This window comes from Bifidobacterium boum, from assembly GCF_000741535.1.
GTDB classification, from domain to species: Bacteria; Actinomycetota; Actinomycetes; order Actinomycetales; family Bifidobacteriaceae; genus Bifidobacterium; species Bifidobacterium boum.
The window spans coordinates 48,427-67,525 of the sequence record NZ_JGYQ01000006.1; the positions used below are offsets into that span (position 1 = coordinate 48,427).

The following is a 19,099-nucleotide window of genomic DNA, read 5'->3' on the forward strand; positions in this document are numbered from 1 at the left end:
GTAACCGGCGCTACCTGCCAGAGATACCGGCACAAATCGCCATCCCCGGACAACTCGCCACGCAGCAACCCAAAGATGCACCGCCATCCGCGACTTGCCGCGCACCCGCTCAAACGCCATACACCTCGCGCGTGGTACGTCGGGTGGCGCGCGCGACCTCGGCGATCGGCAGATCAAAGACATCGGCGAGCGCGGCGAGCGTATACGGGATCATGTACGGCGCGTTGGTGCGGCCTCGGTAGGGCATCGGAGTCAAATACGGCGCATCCGTCTCCACCATGATGTGGTCGAGACCCACCAGCCGAGCCGACTCACGGATCCCGTCATTACCCTTATAGCTGACCGTTCCCGAAAAGCTCAGATACCAGCCGTGTTCCGCGGCGACGCGTCCCATGTCGGCGTCACCGGAATAGCTGTGGAACACCGTGCGTTCGGGACTGCCGTCCGCGAGTAGTGTATCGATGACTTCCCTATGCGAGTCGCGGTCGTGGATCTGCATGGGCAGACCCAGCTCCTTGGCGAGCGCGATATGGTCGCGGAAGGCTTGCCGTTGCAGTTCTTTGGCGCCCTCACCCGTGCGGAACAGGTCCATGCCGGTTTCGCCGATGGCCACCACTTCATGCGGATGGTCGAGCGCCAGTCGGTGTACGCGTGCGAGCGCGTCTTCGAAACTGACGTCGTGGTACGGCTTGTAGCTCAATGGCAGGCCATCCGGTCCGGGAACACCGCGATGCCCGTGCAGCACGGCCTCATTGGGATGAATGGCGAGCGCCGCGTGCACGGTACCCGGATGGTCGAGAGCCATCTGCACAGCGGTATTAAGGTTCGGATATTCGCATCCGACATCAATGACGCCTTCAACACCGACGGCTTGCGCTTGGGCGAGCAGTTCTTCGACCGAGTACACGGGTACCGGCGGCTGATCGCGTTCGATGGCCTGCCGGTTCATTTCGCGGGCGAAGGGGACGACGCTGGCCACATGCGTGTGATTGTCGATGACTTGCGCGTCGGCGGGGAGCGGTTCGGGGGCGGGCGCCCAACTGCGGTCGCGATGATGATGCTTGGACATGGCTTCCAGTCTAATCGGGGGCGGTCGCGTGATGGTTCTGCCCCGTGGCTGCCCGGAACCGGCGCGGAGTACGATGTTGGTTCTGACAAAGGCACATGCACACACATGCGTACACATGCGTACACGAGCAAGGAGCATTATGGCGAATGACGACACCACCAATCCGACCGATCAGAAAGCGCTGCGCCCTGGGCAGCTGCGCGAGTTTTCCCGCCGGTTCAACGCCGACCGGGCGAACGCGGTTGCGGCGAACGCTGCCACAAGTGCGGGCGTGTTGAAGGCAGCCACCGATTATCATGGCGTGCGCGCGTTGCCGCGTAATTTCTCGATCGAACTCAAGCAAGGGTCGATTACGAATCAGGAGCGTTCCGGCCGCTGCTGGATGTTCGCCTCGCTCAACACCCTGCGTTACGAGCTGATGCATCGTTGGAAGCTTGAGGATTTCGAGTTTTCTGAGTCCTACTTGTTCTTCTGGGATGCGGTCGAAAAATCGAATACGTATCTGGAGAACGTGCTCACGACATTGGACGAGCCGACCGACAGCCGCGTGTTCGAAATCATCAATGACACGGTGGCCGATGACGGCGGCTGGTGGCAGATGTTCGTCGCCTTGGTCAACAAATATGGTCTGGTCCCGAAATCAGCGTATCCGGAATCCGCGAATTCCCGCAATTCCGACGCGTTCAAGCAGTATCTGAACACCAAGCTGCGCGAATTCGCCGCCGACTTGCGTGACCGTCACGCGGCGGGCGACAGCGTAGATGCGTTGCGTGAGAGAAAAACCGAGGATATGGCGACGGTGTACCGCATCTGCTGCATCGCGCTCGGCGAACCGCCGGAACGCTTTGATTTCCTGGCCCGCGCCAAGGACGATGATGATGCCGACGGCAAGAAGGGCGCCGACAAGACAACGGACGCCAAGGATACCAAGGATACCGGTGAGGACGGCCGCGACGACCGTCCTCAGATCCGCGAATACGGCATCACGCCGCTCGAATTCATGCACAAATACGTGCCGGTGGATGTGAACGACTCGGTCACCCTGTGCAACGCGCCGATGGCCCGCACCCCGTTCGGCAAGCGGTACCGGATCAAGTGGACGGCGAATGTGGCGGAAGCCGGGGATATGGAGTTCGTCAACGTGCCGCTTGACGTGTTCCGCAAGGCGGCGGTCGACCAGCTCAGCGCCGGCCACCCGATCTGGTTCGCGTGTGATTGCATGCAGTTCTCGCTGCGTGACGCCGGGATTTTCGACCGCGGCACCGTGCGCGTGGACCAATTGTTCGGCACCGAGTTCACCTTTGATAAGGGTCAGGGCTTGGAATACTGGGATTGTGCGAGCAATCACGCGATGACGCTGACCGGCGTGAACCTGGATGCCGACGGCAGGCCGAATCGTTGGAAGGTTGAGAACAGCTGGGGCAAGGATGCCGGCGAGGACGGCTATTATGTCGCGTCCGCGGATTGGTTCGACCGTTTTGTCACCGAGCTGATCATCCGCAAAGAATATCTGGACGAGGCAACGAAGGCGATCCTCGAAACCGAGCCGGTGGATATCGAGCCGTGGCAGCCGCTGACCCGCCGCTGCGACTGAGACCCTCACCACCACCCGCTTCTGCCGACGCTGAGAGTCCTGTCAGTGTCGGTAGAAGCTACATCTCCACCGTCTACCGACGCTCAGGGGCACGTCAGCGTCGGCAGAGGGTGGAGAAAAGAAGAAACCCGGCGGTTGGAGCCACCGGGCGAGAGAGAAGAGAGAAGAAGGGGTTCAATTATGGGGTCCTCGCGGGCCTCGCCATCGGTCGAACCGTTGACATGATTTATATAACCGCCTGATTCTTAGAGTAACAATGCGCGTTTCTGAGAATAGTCTGGCAATTCTGTAACGAAATTGTGCCGAAAGGTGTCTCACGTCATGCCGCGCACAGTTACCGTACGGTTGCGGCGACTTTCTTCTTGTACGCCGTCCCCCACTGTTCCAGCGAGTCAAGCACCGGCTTCAGGCTTCGGCCGAGCGGGGTCAGCGAGTATTCCACTCGTGGCGGAACCTCCGCATACACATGACGTTCGACCAGCCCGGACGCCTCCATTTCACGCAGCTTGGCGGTCAATACTTTCTGCGAGACGCCGCCGATGGACTGCTTGAGCTCCCCGAAACGCTTGGTGCCGGGCATCAGATCGCGCAACACAAGCACTTCCCACTTGTTGCCAATCAGCTTGAGCGTGGTTTCGACCGGGCAGGCCGGCAAATCCTGGGACGACACGCCGAGAGCCGTCTTTTCGGTCATGATTTTTGCTCCTCGTTTTCCTTGAAACTATCAAATTGTTACCGATTAGTACCCAAGGCACTTTCCCTTGCTTGGTTTCTTTTTGTAACTATACGCGCTATAGTCAATAGTGTCAAAAAGAAACGGAGGTTCAAAAAGATACTGATATGCTTCGCAGCGCGGTCATCCGACCGGCAGCGCGCCACGGATCGAACTTGAACCAACAAACAGAGAGGAACACCAATGACCCCCATCGCAGTTGTTGCAGCAAACGGCAAGGCCGGCAAGCTCATCGTCAAGGAAGCCGTCGATCGCGGCTTCGACGTCACCGCCGTCGTGCGCGGCGAGAACAAGACCAACGCCCAGCACGCCATCATCAAGGACCTGTTCGACCTGACCGCCGACGACCTCAAGGGCTTCGACGCGGTCGTGGACGCCTTCGGCGCCTGGACCCCCGACACCCTGTCACAACACTCCACCTCGCTCAAGCACCTGGCGGACATTCTCTCGGGCACCGACACGCGTCTCATCGTGGTCGGCGGCGCAGGCTCGCTGTACGTGGACCCCGAGCACAAGACACAGCTCGTTGACACCCCGGACTTCCCGGACGCGTTCAAGCCGCTCGCCAAGGCACAGGGCAAGGCCCTCGCCGAGCTGCGCGAGCGCAAGGACGTGCGCTGGACCTTCGTTTCCCCGGCTGCCGATTTCCAGGCTGACGGCGAGCGCACCGGCAAGTATATTCTCGCCGGCGAAGAGCTGAAGCTCAACGATCGCGGCGAATCCATCATCAGCTATGCCGATTATGCCATCGCCATCGTTGATGAGATCGCCGAGGGCAACCATATCGGCCAGCGCATCTCCGTGATGCGCGCCTGAGCCCGAGCCGCGCCCTTGCCGCTCTTCGCGATAATCGACGTCAAGCCAATGCCCACCTCCCACAACCGGTACGATACCGTCATGAGAGGTGGGCTTGTCTGTCACGCGATGTTACGAGCGCGCCCCGGGGCACGAGACAAACCCAAAACGGCCCCCCACCCCCAGAAAGGCATGACATGAACCAGCTTGCGCAACGCTTGACACCGCTGGTGAGCTACCTTGCCGACGAACGCGCCCACACCGGCGGCTGGACGCCGGGTATCCGCACCGATGAAGCGGCCCTGTCCGCCATGACCGCGCAGGACCTGTGGGCGCTGTTCCGTGCATTCGTGAACACGCGCGAACCGATCGAGCCGGACAAGGGGTGGCTCAAGGACCAGGACGCCCTGTTGCACGATATCATCGCAGACCGGGGTATCACCGCCATCGACGACGCCTGCGTCATCCCTTCCGCGACCGACCCGCGGCTGCGGTTGTGGCGCGGCGATATCACCGCGATTCGGGCGGATGCCATCGTCAACGCGGCCAACAGCGAGATGCTGGGGTGCTGGGCGCCGGGGCATCTGTGCATAGACAACGCCATTCACACCTTCGCAGGCGTCGAACTGCGCCTGGAATGCGCGCGGATTATGCGCGAACAAGGCACGCCCGAGGCGACCGGACGCGCGAAAATCACACCGGGGTACAATCTGCCGGCTACGCATGTCATCCATACCGTCGGCCCAATCGCCGCCGGACACCCCAGCGACCGCGACCGCGAACTGCTCGCCTCAAGCTATCGCAGCTGCCTCGATCTCGCCGTCGCACACGGCCTGCACAGCATCGTGTTCTGCTGCATCAGCACTGGGGTCTTCGGCTTCCCACAGCAGGAGGCAGCTGAAATCGCCGTGCGCACTGTGCGTGCGTGGCTTGACCGGCATGCGGACACAAGCGCCAGGGCCGACCGATCAGGCGAACCGGCCGATTCAGACCACGACAGCACTCCGACAACGCCGACCGTCATCTTCGACGTCTTCGGCGAGGCGGACGAGCATATCTACCGCCAGCTGCTCGGCATTCCCGGGAACCAGGCGGCATAGGCGGCAAGCACACCGCCGACCCACACCGCCGGACCCACAGCGCCGACCCCACAGCGCGCCAGCATCCATCACAACCCCGCGGAACCCGCAGAAAGAAGCCACCATGCCGTTCACGTCACTGTTCACGCCATCGGCCATCAATCCACCGGCGACGGATGATCGCGACACATCCGAGGACGCCATCACCCGTCTCACGAACACTATCCACGATGCGGACACCATGGTGGTCGGCGCAGGTTCGGGTATGTCCACATCCGCCGGATACACGTATTCGGGCGAACGCTTTGAACGGTATTTCAGCGATTTCGCACGCGCATACGGCATCGGCGACATGTATTCCGGCGGGTTCGCCGAATACCCGGACCTCAACACCTACTGGGCGTGGTGGAGCCGTCACATCTACATCAACCGCTATATGGCCCCGCCCAAGAATACGTACGGGCTGTTGCGCAGTCTGCTCGACGGCCATGATTACACGGTCATCACCACGAATGTTGACCACTGCTTCCAGCGGGCCGGCTTCCCCGACGACCGCCTGTTCTGTACGCAGGGCGATTACGGGCTGTTCCAAAGCTCACGCACCGGCACCTCCCGCACCTACGGTAACGAGCGGGATATCAAGCGCATGCTACTCGCGCAAGGCTTCACCTTCGCGCACATGACCGCCGACACCGCCGACGACTGGGGTGAGCTGATTGCGCCAGACGAGGCCGGCGGATGGACCGGCATCGGCATGACAATTCCGGACGGCCTCATCCCGTATTGCCCGGAAGATGGCTCCCCCATGGCGCCGAACCTGCGCTGCGATGACACCTTCGCTGAGGACGAGACATGGCATGAGTGCGCGGAACGATACCAGACTTTCCTCGACACCCGCCGGGCATGCGAGGCTGACGGCAGTCGGACGCTGTTCCTTGACTTGGGCAGCGGCGGGAACACGCCGATCATCTTCAAATTCCCGTTCATGCAGTGGACTTCGGTCAACCGCAATGCAATCTACACGAGCATCAATCTCGGCGAGGCGGTCACCGCACCGCAGATCGCCGATCGGTCCATCCTCATCGACGCCGACATCGACGCCACGCTGCGCGATATCGCTTCGAGAGGGTAAGGTAAACCGATTCGCAGAGCGACAGGCAGAGCACCACAATAGAAACAACCAGGCGGCGGGCCCACCCCACAGGGCAGATCCCGCCGCCTGGCATATTCGTTTGATTCGCGTGATTCACGCAATCCGCGATTGTTCAGCCGGCGATTATTCAGCCGTCTTGGCCGGCTTGTCAGCGGTCTCTTCCTCAGCCAGCTGCGCCTTGGCCTTGGCCAGACGCTCAGCTTCCGCGGCCTTGCGCTGCGCGAGCTGATCTTCGAAGCGATCCAGCTCCTCCTGCACGGCTTCCTGCGGAATCTTCGCGAAAATCGGCTTCGGCTTGGCGACCGGAGCGCCGGTGTCGATGGTTTCGCTCTTCCACGGGTGCACGTTCACACCGAGCTTGTAGTCGCCGGTGATCACCGGATAGTGGAAGTCTGGATTGTCCAGATCCGTGACTTCCTCGATATGCGGCAGCGGCGAGAACGTACCCGTGCCGCCGAGCGCCTCCCACACCTTTTGCGCGGAATGCGGCAGGAACGGGGCCAGCAGATGGTTCGCATCCGCCACGGCTTGCGCGGCCACATGCAGCACGGTGGCGAGATGCTTCTCGTCATCCTTGATCTTCCACGGTTCGGTGGCGGAGATGTACTTGTTGATATCGCCGACCACGCGCATCGCTTCATTCAACGCGTTCTTCTGATGGTGACGTTCGATCAGACCGCCGACCACATCGAAGGCTGCAGCGGTCTCTTCGAGCAACGCGCGGTCTTCGGATGTCATGGAATCCTCATCAAGTTCAGGAATGGCACCGAAATTCTTGTAGATGAGGTTGGCGACACGGTTGACCAGGTTGCCCCAGCTGGAGGCGAGCTCCTCATTGTTGTGCCGCACGAATTCCGCCCACGTGAAATCGGAGTCCGATGTTTCCGGGCCGGCCACGGAAATGTAGTAGCGCACAGCGTCCACCGGGTAGCGCGCAAGGATGTCCTTCACGTAGATCACGATGCCGCGCGAGGAGCTGAACTTCTTGCCTTCCATGGTCATGAACTCGCTGGCCACCACCTGCTCCGGCAGGTTGAGCGGACCGAGCTTGCCGGTCTCACCGCCCTTGGATCCGGCGCCGTTGTAGGCGATCATTTCGGACGGCCAGATCTGGGAGTGGAAGGTGATGTTGTCCTTGCCCATGAAGTAGTAGCCCGGCGTCTGAGGGTCGTTCCACCAGGCGCGCCACGCTTCGGGATCGCCCTTGCGGCGGGCCCATTCGATGGACGCCGACAAGTAGCCGATCACCGCGTCGAACCACACGTACAGCTTCTTGTTCGGGTTGTCAATCCACCCCTTGACCGGCACGGGAATACCCCAGTCAATATCACGGGTGATAGCGCGGGGCTTGACTTCCTTGAACAGGCCGAGCGAGAAGTTGATGACGTTCGTGCGCCACCCTTCACGCGTCTTGAGCCAGGCGAGATTCGCTTCGGCAAGCGCCGGCAAATCGAGGAAGAAATGCTCGGTTTCCTCGAAGCGCGGGGTTTCGCCGTTGATTTTGGAGACCGGGTTGATCAGCTCGTCCGGGTCGAGTTCATTGCCGCAGTTGTCGCACTGATCGCCACGCGCGCCGTCGGCGCCGCAAATCGGACACGTGCCTTCAATATAGCGATCCGGCAGGGTGCGCCCACTGGACGGGGAGATGGCGACTTTCTGCGTGCCCTTGTAGATGTACCCGTTCTTCAGGCACTGTTTGAACAGCTCCTGCACGACATGCTCATGATTCGTCGTGGTGGTGCGGGTGAACAGGTCGTAGCTCAAACCGAGATCGCACAGATCCTTGGCGATCACGCGGTTGTAGCGGTTCGCAAGCTCCTGCGCGCTGACCCCTTCTTTATCAGCCTCGACGAGGATAGGCGTGCCGTGCTCGTCGGTTCCGGACACCATCAGCACATCATTGCCCTTCATGCGCTGATAACGCGCGTACACGTCCGAAGGGACGCCGAAGCCGGCGACATGCCCGATATGGCGCGGACCGTTCGCATACGGCCACGCAACATTGACCAAAATATGACTCATACGCCCGATTATCAGGCTCAGCGCGGACAGCAGAACCTCGAGAGTGCACCGATTATCCACTTATCCACAGAACAGATTCATCGACTTGCCGAGTCCGAAGACGCCCCATACCGTGATGATATGACTACAACGCATCCGCACAGCGCACCACCGGGACATTCGCGCCACCATCGGCCCGGCGACCACGACCACAACCACAACCATCACGCAGCGCCCCGCCCGCAAGCCCGCCTGCAATCACGCACAATATCCTGCGTCGAAACGGGTTCAAGACAGCCTCGACGACGAAGCACCACACCCATCGTATTCATGCACTACCTGCCAGGGCCGCTCAGCCTCACGAACATGTCCAACTCAGGCGTGCTGCACGCATTCGACGCGACCAGCGCCTACCTCGGGAAACCCGCGGACACCGTACACGGGCGGGGCGTCATCTGCCGCCAGTCATCACCCGCCAAGGTCATCGCCTGTGCCTCACTGGCCGCATGGGTGTGGGTCGGCGGCGAATTCCCCTCCACCATCGACGTGGTATCCGACGCACATTTCCGCTCACCCATATTCGGCCGCAGAGTCAGACCGTTCAGCCGCAAAATCGACAGGCGGTATATCACCACCGTCGGCGGCATGCCAGTGACCACACCGATACGCACCGCCTGCGATATTGTTCTCATCCAAGCCGACACCCGCAAAAGCACCGACCACGCCACCGCCCAGCGGACCATACGGCTGCTGATGGACCAGTACGGCTTCGGTATGAGCGAATGTCTCGACATGCTGAACGCCGACAGCAAACATTGTCCGAAAATCCGTGACGCACGCACCCTCCTGACCCGCATCACCGACACCACGGCAACCATACAGGACGAGCCATGGCACGGCTGAGCGAAGCATTCGCGGCATTACGCCGCCTCCCCATCCGCCATCAGACGGAGCCCGATCACCGCCAGCGTGACGTATCACGGTTCCTCGCAGCATCGGCATCATGTCCATCAACCGGGCCCGCGGGGCCGCCTCCGGCACCACCCATACGCTATACGCCGGTGCTCGCATGCGATCCCGCGACCGATATGGGCACGCTGTGGCAGATCGCCCGCAATCATCCGCATCTGCGCCGGTGGCTGATCGCCAATCCGCGGGCAGATGCTGAAATCCTGGAATATGTTGCGCAGGCGGGCGGCCCGGGCGTCAAGGAAGCGTTTGACGTGCTGTTCGACGACAGCCCCGACGATTCCGCGCCCGGACCGGCGTTATGAGCGCATGGCCAGTACCGCGGAATACACCTGCTTACGGTTGGCGAGCGAACCGTCCGGCAACGGATGCTCCTGCACGACCTCGGCGATAGCATCCTTGATGCGCAACCCATCCTCACGCGCACGGTCAATAGACAATACGGCAAGATCATCAATGCTCAGCGCCGACGGCGCGCTGTCACGGGCTTCAGCCTCGCTCGCCCCCTCGATAACCAGCACGATTTCGCCGCGTGGCGGATCGTCATCCACCGACTGTTTGATGTCTGCGATTGTGCCGCGACGAATCTGCTCATAATCCTTAGTCAACTCGCGGCATAACGCCATACGCCGGTCCGGACCGAATTCACTCAACAAATCGGTTATGGATTCCACGATGCGATGCGGGGTCTCATAGAACACGATGGTGCGCCGCTCGGCACGCAAGGCGCGCAGCCGCTGCAAACGTTCAGCATGCTTACGCGGCACGAACCCCTCGTAGCAGAACCGGTCGGTAGGCAAGCCAGACAGTGCGAGCGCATCCAACACCGCGCTAGGGCCGGGAGCGCACGTCACCGGCAGCCCACGTTCAATCGCCCGCCGCACAATCGCAAGCCCCGGATCATTAATCGTAGGCATGCCGGCGTCAGACACCACCAGCACGGTAGCCCCCTCTTCGACATTGTCCAGCAGCCCGTCCGCCTTGTTGCGTTCGTTATGGTCATGGTAGGCGACCACCTTGCCGCCGACATGCACACCGAGACGGTTCGCCAAATCGTATAATCTGCGGGTATCTTCCGCCGCGACAATATCGGCGCGCTCCAGCAACGCCACCAGTCTGGCGGATGCATCCCCCACATTGCCGATCGGCGTGGCCGCAAGCACCACCGTTCCGGCAGGCACGTCAACGCGTACGCCCGCTCGGCTCTCACCGCTCGTATCCTGCTCCACGGTTTCGGGTCTATCATGTAAGGACTGCGGCGCCGTCTGGCGTCCTTCGATGTCACTGGTCATATATCCAGTATCCTCTACCTATGGGAGTGATGGTATTGAGTTCCGTGAATTCTGAGCGAACACGCCGCGTATCACGCGCCGCCACCACCATGCTTGGCTTGCGAGTACGGCTTGCCACCACCCCCAAGCTCGCCTCCTGGCTACTGACCGTTCTGGTAGCCGCATTCGGTGGAATGCTGCGGTTCATCAGGCTTGGCGAGCCTCACGCCGTAGTATTCGACGAAACCTACTATGTCAAAGACGCGTGGACGATGCTGCAAACCGGTGAGCCACGCAACTGGCCGGAATTCCTCACCCGCAACACGCTGGACTATCCTATTGATACGCTGTTCGCTAACGGGGACACCAACACCTGGCTCAGCAGCGCGGAATACGTGGTACACCCGCCGGTGGGCAAATGGTGTATCGCACTCGGCATGACGCTATTCGGCGGGGCTGGCAACACGTTCGCGTGGCGGGCGAGCACGGCGATTGCGGGGACAATCGCCATCGTCATCATGATTCGCGTGGCCTTGCGACTGTTCGATAACCTGTCGATCGCACTGGTCGCCGGCCTGCTCATGTCCGTGGATGGCGTGGGTATCACGTTGAGCCGCACCGGCCTGCTGGATATCTTCATCATGGCGTTCGTGCTCGGCGCGTTCGACCTGTTGCTCATGCACCGTGATTGGGCTCGCGCGAAACTGCGAGCACGGTACGCGATTGAGTCCAGACGCCGGGATGCCCGATGGGTTCCTGATACATCCCGTCACGCACGCCGCGCCCGGCGCATGCAAACCGGCGACCATCCCGGCAGCGAGCGCAGTCAGGCGATGCTGTTGGATTCACGCGGCCCGGTCATCGCGTTCTCCTGGTATCGTGTCGCCGCCGCGATTCTCATTGGTTTGGCGACAGGCGTCAAATGGTCGGGCATCTATTTCATGGCGGTATTCTGCGTGATCAGTGTGATCTGGGATGCGTGGGAACGCTACCGTGCCGGGTACCGCAGCTGGCTGTCCACCGGCTTGTTGTGTGACGCGCCGCTGACCGCCGTGTATATGCTGCCGCTGTGGGCGGGCACGTATCTGGCCGGATGGACGGGCTGGTTCATTCACCCGGATTCGTATATGCACGATTGGGCGCATACTCACCCCGGGCAGGGGGTCATGTGGCTGCCGGAGGGGTTGCGTTCTTTTGTGGAATATCACAAAGAGATGTGGCAGTTCCATACCACGCTTGACGCGCCGCACGATTACAAGGCAAATCCGCTGACGTGGCCGTTGCAGGTGCGGCCGACCAGTTTCTATTGGGAGAAAATCAGCGGGCATCCGGGATTGTGTTCTCTGGCACCGCACTCGCAGTGCGTGTCGGCGGTTACGTCACTGGGTAATCCGCTGATTTGGTGGCTTGGATCGTTGTGCACAATCATCGGTATCGGTATCGCAATCGCCCGGCATGGCGACTGGCGGATTTGGGCGGTGCTTGCCGGGTTCCTTGGCGGCTGGCTGCCGTGGGCGCAGTATCTGAATCGCACCACGTTCACGTTTTATTCGATTGTGATTCTGCCGTGGATTATTCTCGCGATCTGCTATGTCGGCGATGCGGTACGGCGCCGGGTCAATGCGGGAACCTGGCGGATTACGCTGGGGACCACGCTGTTGCTGGTCTGTCTTGTGTCGGCGTTCTTCTACCCGATTTGGACGGCGATGCCGGTTCCGTACGAGTTCTGGCTCAGTCATATGTGGTTCAAGTCATGGATCTGAGGTTCCGAGCGCGACTGGCGTGGCGTATCCGGCCGTGGTGTGGCCGGTGGGTCGCACGGCGGGGAGATACCCATGCCAGACCAAGCCGACACCCACGGTATCCAGCCGCCATGCAACCCACCGGCCACACCACAGCCAAGTAGCCCACCGACGCCCGGACACCGCCCATCCACCACCCGCACACAACTCCTGCGGCCCCCGCAAGCGGATGCGGCACGATTCACACCGGCCGGGACTCGTAAATCATCGTGCGGTCACCGAAATACAACGCATCCTCCCACGTCGGCATATCCGCCCGCACTGCTTTCGGCTGCTTAACCGGCACAAAGAACCAGCGCACCAAACCGACGACCATATCCTGGACGGAATGCCACACGCCGATATACGACACAATCGCCCACGTGGTCACCACCGCGTTGAACCCCGCGAAAATCGCGTTACCCCAATTCGCCGACAAAAAGTCCGCATACAACACAAAGCAGGAGAACACCACGATCACCCACGGCATGGTGACATACAGCGGCGGTGAAGCGGTACGGTTACTGACTTTCGGCGTGCGCACGAAGGGGATTTTCGTATTGGTCATCCCCTGTTGGATTGATTTGAGCGTACCCGCCAGATTCACAGTCAGTAGCACAATGTTGAACCCGTAGATGCGGAAGATATCGCTGCGCCGATACCCGTTGTATTTCAAATCGTTCGCGTACGCGGTGAAATACGGCAGCGAGGCGGCGACCACCCACGGACTGAGCAGCCGCTGGTCGAACGGATACGCCAGCAGGAACATGAGGCCGAAACTCGACCATGCGATCGACGCCATGTAGTTGACGCGCAAGCACCATTCGCCCAACCGCACCGGATTGCCTTGCCCCCGTCGGGCACGTACGATACGGAAGAATTTGCCGATGATCAGCAGGCCGCCGTTCGCCCAACGCCGCCGCTGAACCACCAGGGAGCCGAAATCCGGCGGCGTTGAACTATAGCTCAACCGCTCCGGATAGTTGACCAGATGCCAGCCGTAATAGCCGAGGTCGATACTTGATTCCGTATCCTCGATGACGGTACGGTCCTGAATATACGTGCGAACGGTCCGTCTGCCTTCAGTGGACACCACGCAAATGTCGTCAAGCGCCCGCTTGCGAATCACCGCGTTCGCCCCCACCCAGAAGGTCGCGTCATAATACGTCATCCCTTGATGCAGCACGTGCTGGATGTCCGTGGTCGCAGCGGCGATACGTTCGATTCGGGTCGGCGCCCCACGATATGAGGAGTATGGGGTTTGGATGACGGCGACATGCTCATTACCGGGCTGTTCAAGCTGGTAGACGAGTCGCAGGCAGTAGTCGCGCAGCAGCATGGAATCGGCATCCAAGGTGAGCACGTATTCGGAGTCGCGCATCACAAAGTCGGGGATTTCCCCGGGTTTGGCGTCACGCAGTATGACACCGTCAGCGGTTTCCTCACGTTTGACGCGATGCCCCATCAGCCCGATGAACGAGTTGAGGTTCATCGCCTTGTTGCCTTCCTGCGACAGGGAAATATACTGTTTCCGCTCGAATGACCAGCCTCTGACGGTGAAAATCCACACGAGTCGGTTGTGCAGCTGCATGATGCGCTCCGAGGCAACCGACCCGCGCGTGTTCACTGCATCGTTCAGTGCGGCTTCGGTTTGCCGCAGGTCTCGGGCGAGTCCACGCAACACTTGGTCACAGAAGAACTCGTCGGTATGGTCATCGACGGTCCAGTAGTCGGCTTTTGCATCCAGCCAGCGGGCGGCTGCACGATAATCATCTGCGCATCGTGCGATAACCCTACGCCGTGCGGTCGCCTGATTGTTCAGCATGGCCGCGGCTTCGTCGCGATGTCGGCGGAACCGTCCGGCGGGCTGCGCCAGCTCATCGAGTATCCCCGGCATCAGCGCGCGGCTCGCTTCGAGTATGCGGCGTGCCTCATTGTTCTTCGGATGCGGCGGATCGTCGATGAGCAGCACAATCGCCAAATCGGGAAATTCCTGGAGCGCGGCTGACCAGATGGTTTTCGCCACGACTTTCGGCTGTTCCACGTACGAGGGGATCAGCACGGTGATGCCTTTGTTGTAGCCGTGCGCGAAATGCTCGTCAAGCACCGCCCTCGGCACCCGTTCGTGCGTACGGAAACGGTACATGGCACCTTGCCGGGTTACAAGATACACCATGGCGCTGAATATCAGGGTGGTGACAATGACCAGGTAGAGCACATCCTCGATGACGAATCGCAAGCTGATATCCGGATTGTTGACGAACAGCAAGAGAATCATCGTGACCATGTACACGATGTAGGAGACCACGGTGCAGACCATCGCGATATACCCCATGACGATCTGCCGACCTGACGGTTTCGTATGCATGATGGATAACGGTTTCGTTGAACGTTCGGCGCCCCATTGCCGTCTGATGCCTGTCGTTTTATGCACTGCCGTTCTGCGCATATTCGCCCCCGACGTAGCTTGTATCGGCATGCCGTGGATCCATCCGGCCGCCCACATTTTGCAACACCCATATCATAGCGCATGCCAAATATTGCAAGACTATCCGGCATCGTTATGAAACAGTTCCATTGCAACAATCAACGCATACTGCAAATTGTTGCATATCGCGCTAAACTGACAGCGCAACCAGCAGGAGGCTGCACGCCAACAGGAGGGGATCGTTATGCGTAGACATCAGCCGCTGTTCCCAGGGCGGCGCTTCTCCTTCTTGCGACTAGGTATCGCCATCGTCGCGGCAACGCTGATCATCACCGGGGTGTGGACGTGGCTCGCCTACACGAAAACCGCTTCACGACGACTTCCCGCACCATGGTTCGGAGGCTATGTCGATGTGACTGCCGTCCCCAGCTACACGTTTGAATCCGACGTCGGAGACGCGTACGACAATGTCATCCTCGGTTTTATCACGGCTTCGCACGGCTGCAATCCCAGCTGGGGCGGCTATTACACGCTTGATGAGGCTTCACGCGAGTTGAATCTTGACAGTCGTATCGCGCAAACGTTCCGCACGAATCGTACTGTGACCATCAGTTTCGGCGGACGTGACGGCACCGAGCTCGCCAGTCAATGCGCCACGGCCGGCGCTCTGCGCAAAGCGTATCAAACGGTCATCTCGCGATACCATGTCACGTCCATTGACATGGATATCGAAAATGCCGATCTTAACGGTTACAGCAGCGAGGCGATCCGGCGAGCCCAAGCGGTCGCGGCGTTGCAACGTGACGCCGTAGCGCACGGCACACCGCTCACCGTCGGCCTGACTTTGCCGGCGGATGCCAAAGGTCTGACCGACGCCGGACTTGATACGGTTTCCGTCTGCCTCGACGCCGGCGTCACCATTTCGTCACTCAACCTGATGACCATGGATTTCAACGTCTCGTCTGATACGAGCACACAATCCGACCTTATCAAACAGGCGCTCAATGCCGCCCACACCCAATACAAACGATTGCTGTACGCCAAACGCAAGCTGTTCAGCAACTCGCAGATCTGGCAGATGCTTGGCGCGACCGTCCTCATCGGAAAGAACGACACGGACAACGAATACCTCACGCTTGACGACGCACAGAAAATCAACACCTTCGCTTTACAGACCACGCTCGGCAGGCTGAGCATGTGGTCGCTCAACCGCGATCGGCAGTGCGGGGAGAATTCCAGCGCACTGTCCATGCAAACCTCATGCAGCGGGGTCAAACAAACCGCGGGCGAATTCGCTACTCTGCTCAGTTCCAGCTTCAAAGGCTCCCCCGGCACGCTTGTCGATATGGGAACGGCGACATGGTCCACAAACAGCCGTGATTACCCGCAATGGGATACCGCCACCCGATATGCCAAAGGCAACAAGGTGATTTGGAAAGGCAACCTGTACGAGGCGATGACAGACAACACCGGCGAGCGCCCGGACAACACGGACGCCGATGACGGCTCGCCATGGCGTCTGATCGGCCCGGCGTAAGCCACGCGGCATATCGAATCCGTACAGTACTCAGCAAAAGATGAACGAGGGGAATATATGGCAGCAACGCAACGCGAACAGCAGGACACGGAGTCATCTGACAGTGCGGCGCAGCGCGGCGGCAGCAGACAGCGCCGTACCGCAACCGTGGCATCCGGGTCAGGCGCGACGCCGGACACCACACCCTTAGCACCCACCCGGACGACCATACTCGCCGCGGTCTGTCTTGCCATACTCGCCGCATTGTTCGCCTACTACTTCCCCGGCTTGTCTGGATATGCGCGCCAAGACACGTTCAGTGCGATATTGGAAGCGGCGAGTTTCATAATCTGCATGGCGTACAGCACCGAGCTGACTTCCATTGCCGTGGCCAGCCGACATACCGCAATCCCCTTGCTGACCATCATGCTCATCATTCCCGGCGAGTTCAATCACGTGTTTAGTTTGCTGATACTCGTCACGCTGATATGTTCCGCCATCTCAGCCAATAGTCTGGCAATCGGCTCGATCCGCGCTTGCACGGCACTGGCTCCGATTCCGCTCATCTTGCAAATTCTCGGCTCCCAGCCGCAACACCTGCACCGGATTTTCCATTTGTCCATTCCCCGCGCGGACACACTGCAGTACTTGCTGGCCGAGTGGCTTGGCCCGCTGGTGGCGGTTACGATGGCTGTGCTGCTGGTCCGGCTCATCTGTGATTTGGCGCTGTTCCTGTTCTGTGGCGTGCCGGTGCGCGCATCGCTGCGGGAATATTCCATTACGCGTATCGCCGTGCTGGCTGTCACCGATTTCATCGCCATCGTTGTCACTATCTGGCTTCCAGCGGTGATGGAATTTTCGAACACGCGCACGTCGGATAATGCTATTCTTCTGCTTTTTGCCGTGTCGTTGGACGTTTATGCCTTGATTCTCATGAGTTTCTACGCTATCCGGCGTATTATGCGCTCGGAAAACTCCCTGCGATGCTTGGCTGCTATCGGCGATTGCCTGCCATTGCCGAACGACCGTCAGCAGGACGTAATCGCTGATGTCATCACGAGATCGCTCCCGAATATCCGATGCTTCATCATGCCGGCTGGCCAAGTTGAAACCCGCCCATGGCACTCGTACCGCCAATCGCAACACATCGACAATCAGGGTAGGCAGTATGTCATTGTGTTCGAACGCAGCATGCTGAACCGCCCGTTCCTGCCTGCGGATGCGGAAGTGCTCGCTTCAGCCGCCTCGATTCTCAATGAGGAGTTGAGAGTGCATCATGAGGTCAACACGCTGCGCTCCGAATCTGAAACCGATCCTTTGACCGGCGCGTACACCTATCAATCGTTCATCGCATACTTGCGTAGCTTGCAGACTGAAAGCGCCGACAACCGGGTTGCGGTGATTTATTTGGATATTGATCAGCTTCGCCGTATCAACGAGCGGTACGGCAGGCTTATCGGTAACACCGTGCTGCGTGCGACCGCGGACCGGATCCGCAGCATCATCCCCGAGAACACTTCCGTCTCACGTATCAGCGGCAATGAATTTGCCGTCGTGGTGAACGGGTATGAGAGTCAGGAGAGTGTGGAAAATCTCGCGGATAGGCTGCGATCCGCCACATCTTTGCCCATTCAGACCGACGGTGGGGCTATATCGGTCGCGTCCACCATATCGATGTCTTTCGCTTCTGCGGGAGAACGGCTCACTCCGCTTCTCTCTGATGCCGGGCTGCAGGATTATGCAGGCATCGACTCGCAGGATGGCACGGACACGATCAAACAGGCGGGGAAGAATCCGCTCACGGTTTCCGACATACTGAAATCCGCCATCAAAAGCAATCATGTCTCGCTGTTGTATCAGCCGCTGTTCTCTCTGAGGCACCGGACCATGTCCGCACTGACGATGATCCCGCTGATTGCCGATGATACCGGTCGGCGTCTTGACCCCGATTTCATCGTCTCGGAAGCCCGGCGTTTGAATCTCGGCTGTGAACTGACCTTGGATATGCTTGCTATCGGCGTGCACGATCTGCTCGAATTCCGTAAAATCACGCCGCAGTTGCACGTCATCACTTTGACACTCAACGGCAGCGAACTCGGTGATTCCCGATTCTACGAGCATCTTGAAATGTTGAACGCTCGACATCCCGACATCACCATTTGTCTTGAATTCGGCGAAACGGCATTGAACACCGCGAAAGACGAATTCGACAACGAGCTGGAAGAACTCACTTCGATGTCTAACGTCGATATCGCGATTGCACGGGCGGGAACCACGTATTCGGAGATTTCCGCCATCGCGAACATCCCGTTGAACACCATCAAGTTTGATCCCACCATGATCAGCGACTACCGCAATCCGCGTGTCGTCAAGCTGGTGAAACGGGCAATCCAAATCGCCGAGGATGATGGCATCCATCTGGTGTTCGACGGCGTCAACACGCCCGAGCAGACCGCATTGCTCAACGATATCGGCGCACATAACGCGCAAGGGAATATGTATGCGAGCGCGATGACCGCTTCCGAAATACGCATGCGGTTGGAAACCATGGGGCTCGCATTGGGCACGCCGGAACCTATGCCTGTGGGCACGCCGGCGCGTCACACGCCTGCGAACGCAACCGGTGTCGAAGCGTTGTCCAAACCGGAATTTGACCGGTAACCGTATTTCGCGGCGGATTCGCCGTCTGATTCCATACGGGAATCTCGTG

14 protein-coding genes are annotated in these 19,099 nt (G+C 59.8%); 9 read left to right on the forward strand and 5 right to left on the reverse strand.

The features are described 5' to 3' along the window. Positions 1–109 precede the first annotated feature (109 nt). Complete coding sequence (locus tag BBOU_RS01210) at positions 110–1,069, reverse strand: TatD family hydrolase (RefSeq protein ID WP_026503336.1); 960 nt, start codon at positions 1,067–1,069, stop codon at positions 110–112. Between the two features lie 139 nt (positions 1,070–1,208). Here BBOU_RS01210 and BBOU_RS01215 point away from each other — a divergent pair, with 139 nt between their 5' ends. Then, entirely contained in the window at positions 1,209–2,663 is a 1,455-nt protein-coding gene (locus BBOU_RS01215) for a C1 family peptidase (protein WP_051616862.1), read from the forward strand. Positions 2,664–2,997: 334 nt separating this feature from the next. Here the strand turns inward: BBOU_RS01215 and BBOU_RS01220 are convergent, their stop codons facing one another. Further along, complete coding sequence (locus tag BBOU_RS01220) at positions 2,998–3,357, reverse strand: winged helix-turn-helix transcriptional regulator (RefSeq protein WP_026503334.1); 360 nt, start codon at positions 3,355–3,357, stop codon at positions 2,998–3,000. Positions 3,358–3,579: 222 nt separating this feature from the next. Between BBOU_RS01220 and BBOU_RS01225 the strand changes: the two genes are divergently transcribed. From BBOU_RS01225 to BBOU_RS01235, 3 genes are all read left to right on the forward strand, one after another. Beyond that, the gene (locus BBOU_RS01225; RefSeq protein WP_026503333.1) at positions 3,580–4,212 is read left to right on the forward strand and encodes an NAD(P)-dependent oxidoreductase; all 633 of its coding nucleotides are present in this window, start codon (positions 3,580–3,582) and stop codon (positions 4,210–4,212) included. A gap of 176 nt (positions 4,213–4,388) precedes the next feature. Next, complete coding sequence (locus BBOU_RS01230) at positions 4,389–5,291, forward strand: protein-ADP-ribose hydrolase (RefSeq protein ID WP_026503332.1); 903 nt, start codon at positions 4,389–4,391, stop codon at positions 5,289–5,291. Positions 5,292–5,394: 103 nt separating this feature from the next. Further along, positions 5,395–6,402, forward strand: coding sequence for an SIR2 family NAD-dependent protein deacylase (locus BBOU_RS01235; RefSeq protein ID WP_081815552.1), 1,008 nt, complete (start codon positions 5,395–5,397; stop codon positions 6,400–6,402). Positions 6,403–6,546: 144 nt separating this feature from the next. Here BBOU_RS01235 and metG read toward each other — a convergent pair whose 3' ends face one another. Further along, entirely contained in the window at positions 6,547–8,445 is a 1,899-nt protein-coding gene (gene metG / locus BBOU_RS01240) for a methionine--tRNA ligase (protein WP_026503330.1), read from the reverse strand. Between the two features lie 345 nt (positions 8,446–8,790). On the opposite strand from metG, the gene BBOU_RS01245 reads away from it, so the two are divergent. After that, on the forward strand, positions 8,791–9,327 hold the full coding sequence (locus BBOU_RS01245) for a hypothetical protein (RefSeq protein ID WP_152595651.1): 537 nt from the start codon (positions 8,791–8,793) through the stop codon (positions 9,325–9,327). After that, a complete protein-coding gene (locus BBOU_RS09685) occupies positions 9,315–9,698 on the forward strand; it encodes a variant leucine-rich repeat-containing protein (protein WP_033490570.1) in 384 nt (127 codons plus the stop codon). Before BBOU_RS01245 ends, BBOU_RS09685 begins: the two co-directional genes overlap by 13 nt. Here the strand turns inward: BBOU_RS09685 and rsmI are convergent. Then, positions 9,693–10,685 carry a 16S rRNA (cytidine(1402)-2'-O)-methyltransferase gene (gene rsmI / locus BBOU_RS01255; protein ID WP_026503329.1) on the reverse strand — a complete coding sequence of 331 codons (993 nt, stop codon included), beginning with the start codon at positions 10,683–10,685 and terminating at the stop codon, positions 9,693–9,695. The two genes, BBOU_RS09685 and rsmI, sit on opposite strands and share 6 nt — an antisense overlap. A gap of 89 nt (positions 10,686–10,774) precedes the next feature. On the opposite strand from rsmI, the gene BBOU_RS01260 reads away from it, so the two are divergent. Continuing rightward, entirely contained in the window at positions 10,775–12,427 is a 1,653-nt protein-coding gene (locus BBOU_RS01260; RefSeq protein WP_238551944.1) for a dolichyl-phosphate-mannose--protein mannosyltransferase, read from the forward strand. Positions 12,428–12,647: 220 nt separating this feature from the next. Here BBOU_RS01260 and BBOU_RS01265 read toward each other — a convergent pair whose 3' ends face one another. Beyond that, entirely contained in the window at positions 12,648–14,894 is a 2,247-nt protein-coding gene (locus tag BBOU_RS01265; RefSeq protein WP_026503327.1) for a glycosyltransferase family 2 protein, read from the reverse strand. 223 nt (positions 14,895–15,117) lie between these two features. Here BBOU_RS01265 and BBOU_RS01270 point away from each other — a divergent pair, with 223 nt between their 5' ends. Together BBOU_RS01270 and BBOU_RS01275 are read left to right on the forward strand one after the other, a co-directional pair. Further along, a complete protein-coding gene (locus BBOU_RS01270; RefSeq protein WP_026503326.1) occupies positions 15,118–16,410 on the forward strand; it encodes a chitinase in 1,293 nt (430 codons plus the stop codon). A 57-nt stretch (positions 16,411–16,467) separates the two neighbouring features. Next, complete coding sequence (locus BBOU_RS01275) at positions 16,468–19,050, forward strand: EAL domain-containing protein (protein ID WP_051616860.1); 2,583 nt, start codon at positions 16,468–16,470, stop codon at positions 19,048–19,050. The last annotated feature ends 49 nt before the right edge of the window (positions 19,051–19,099 follow it).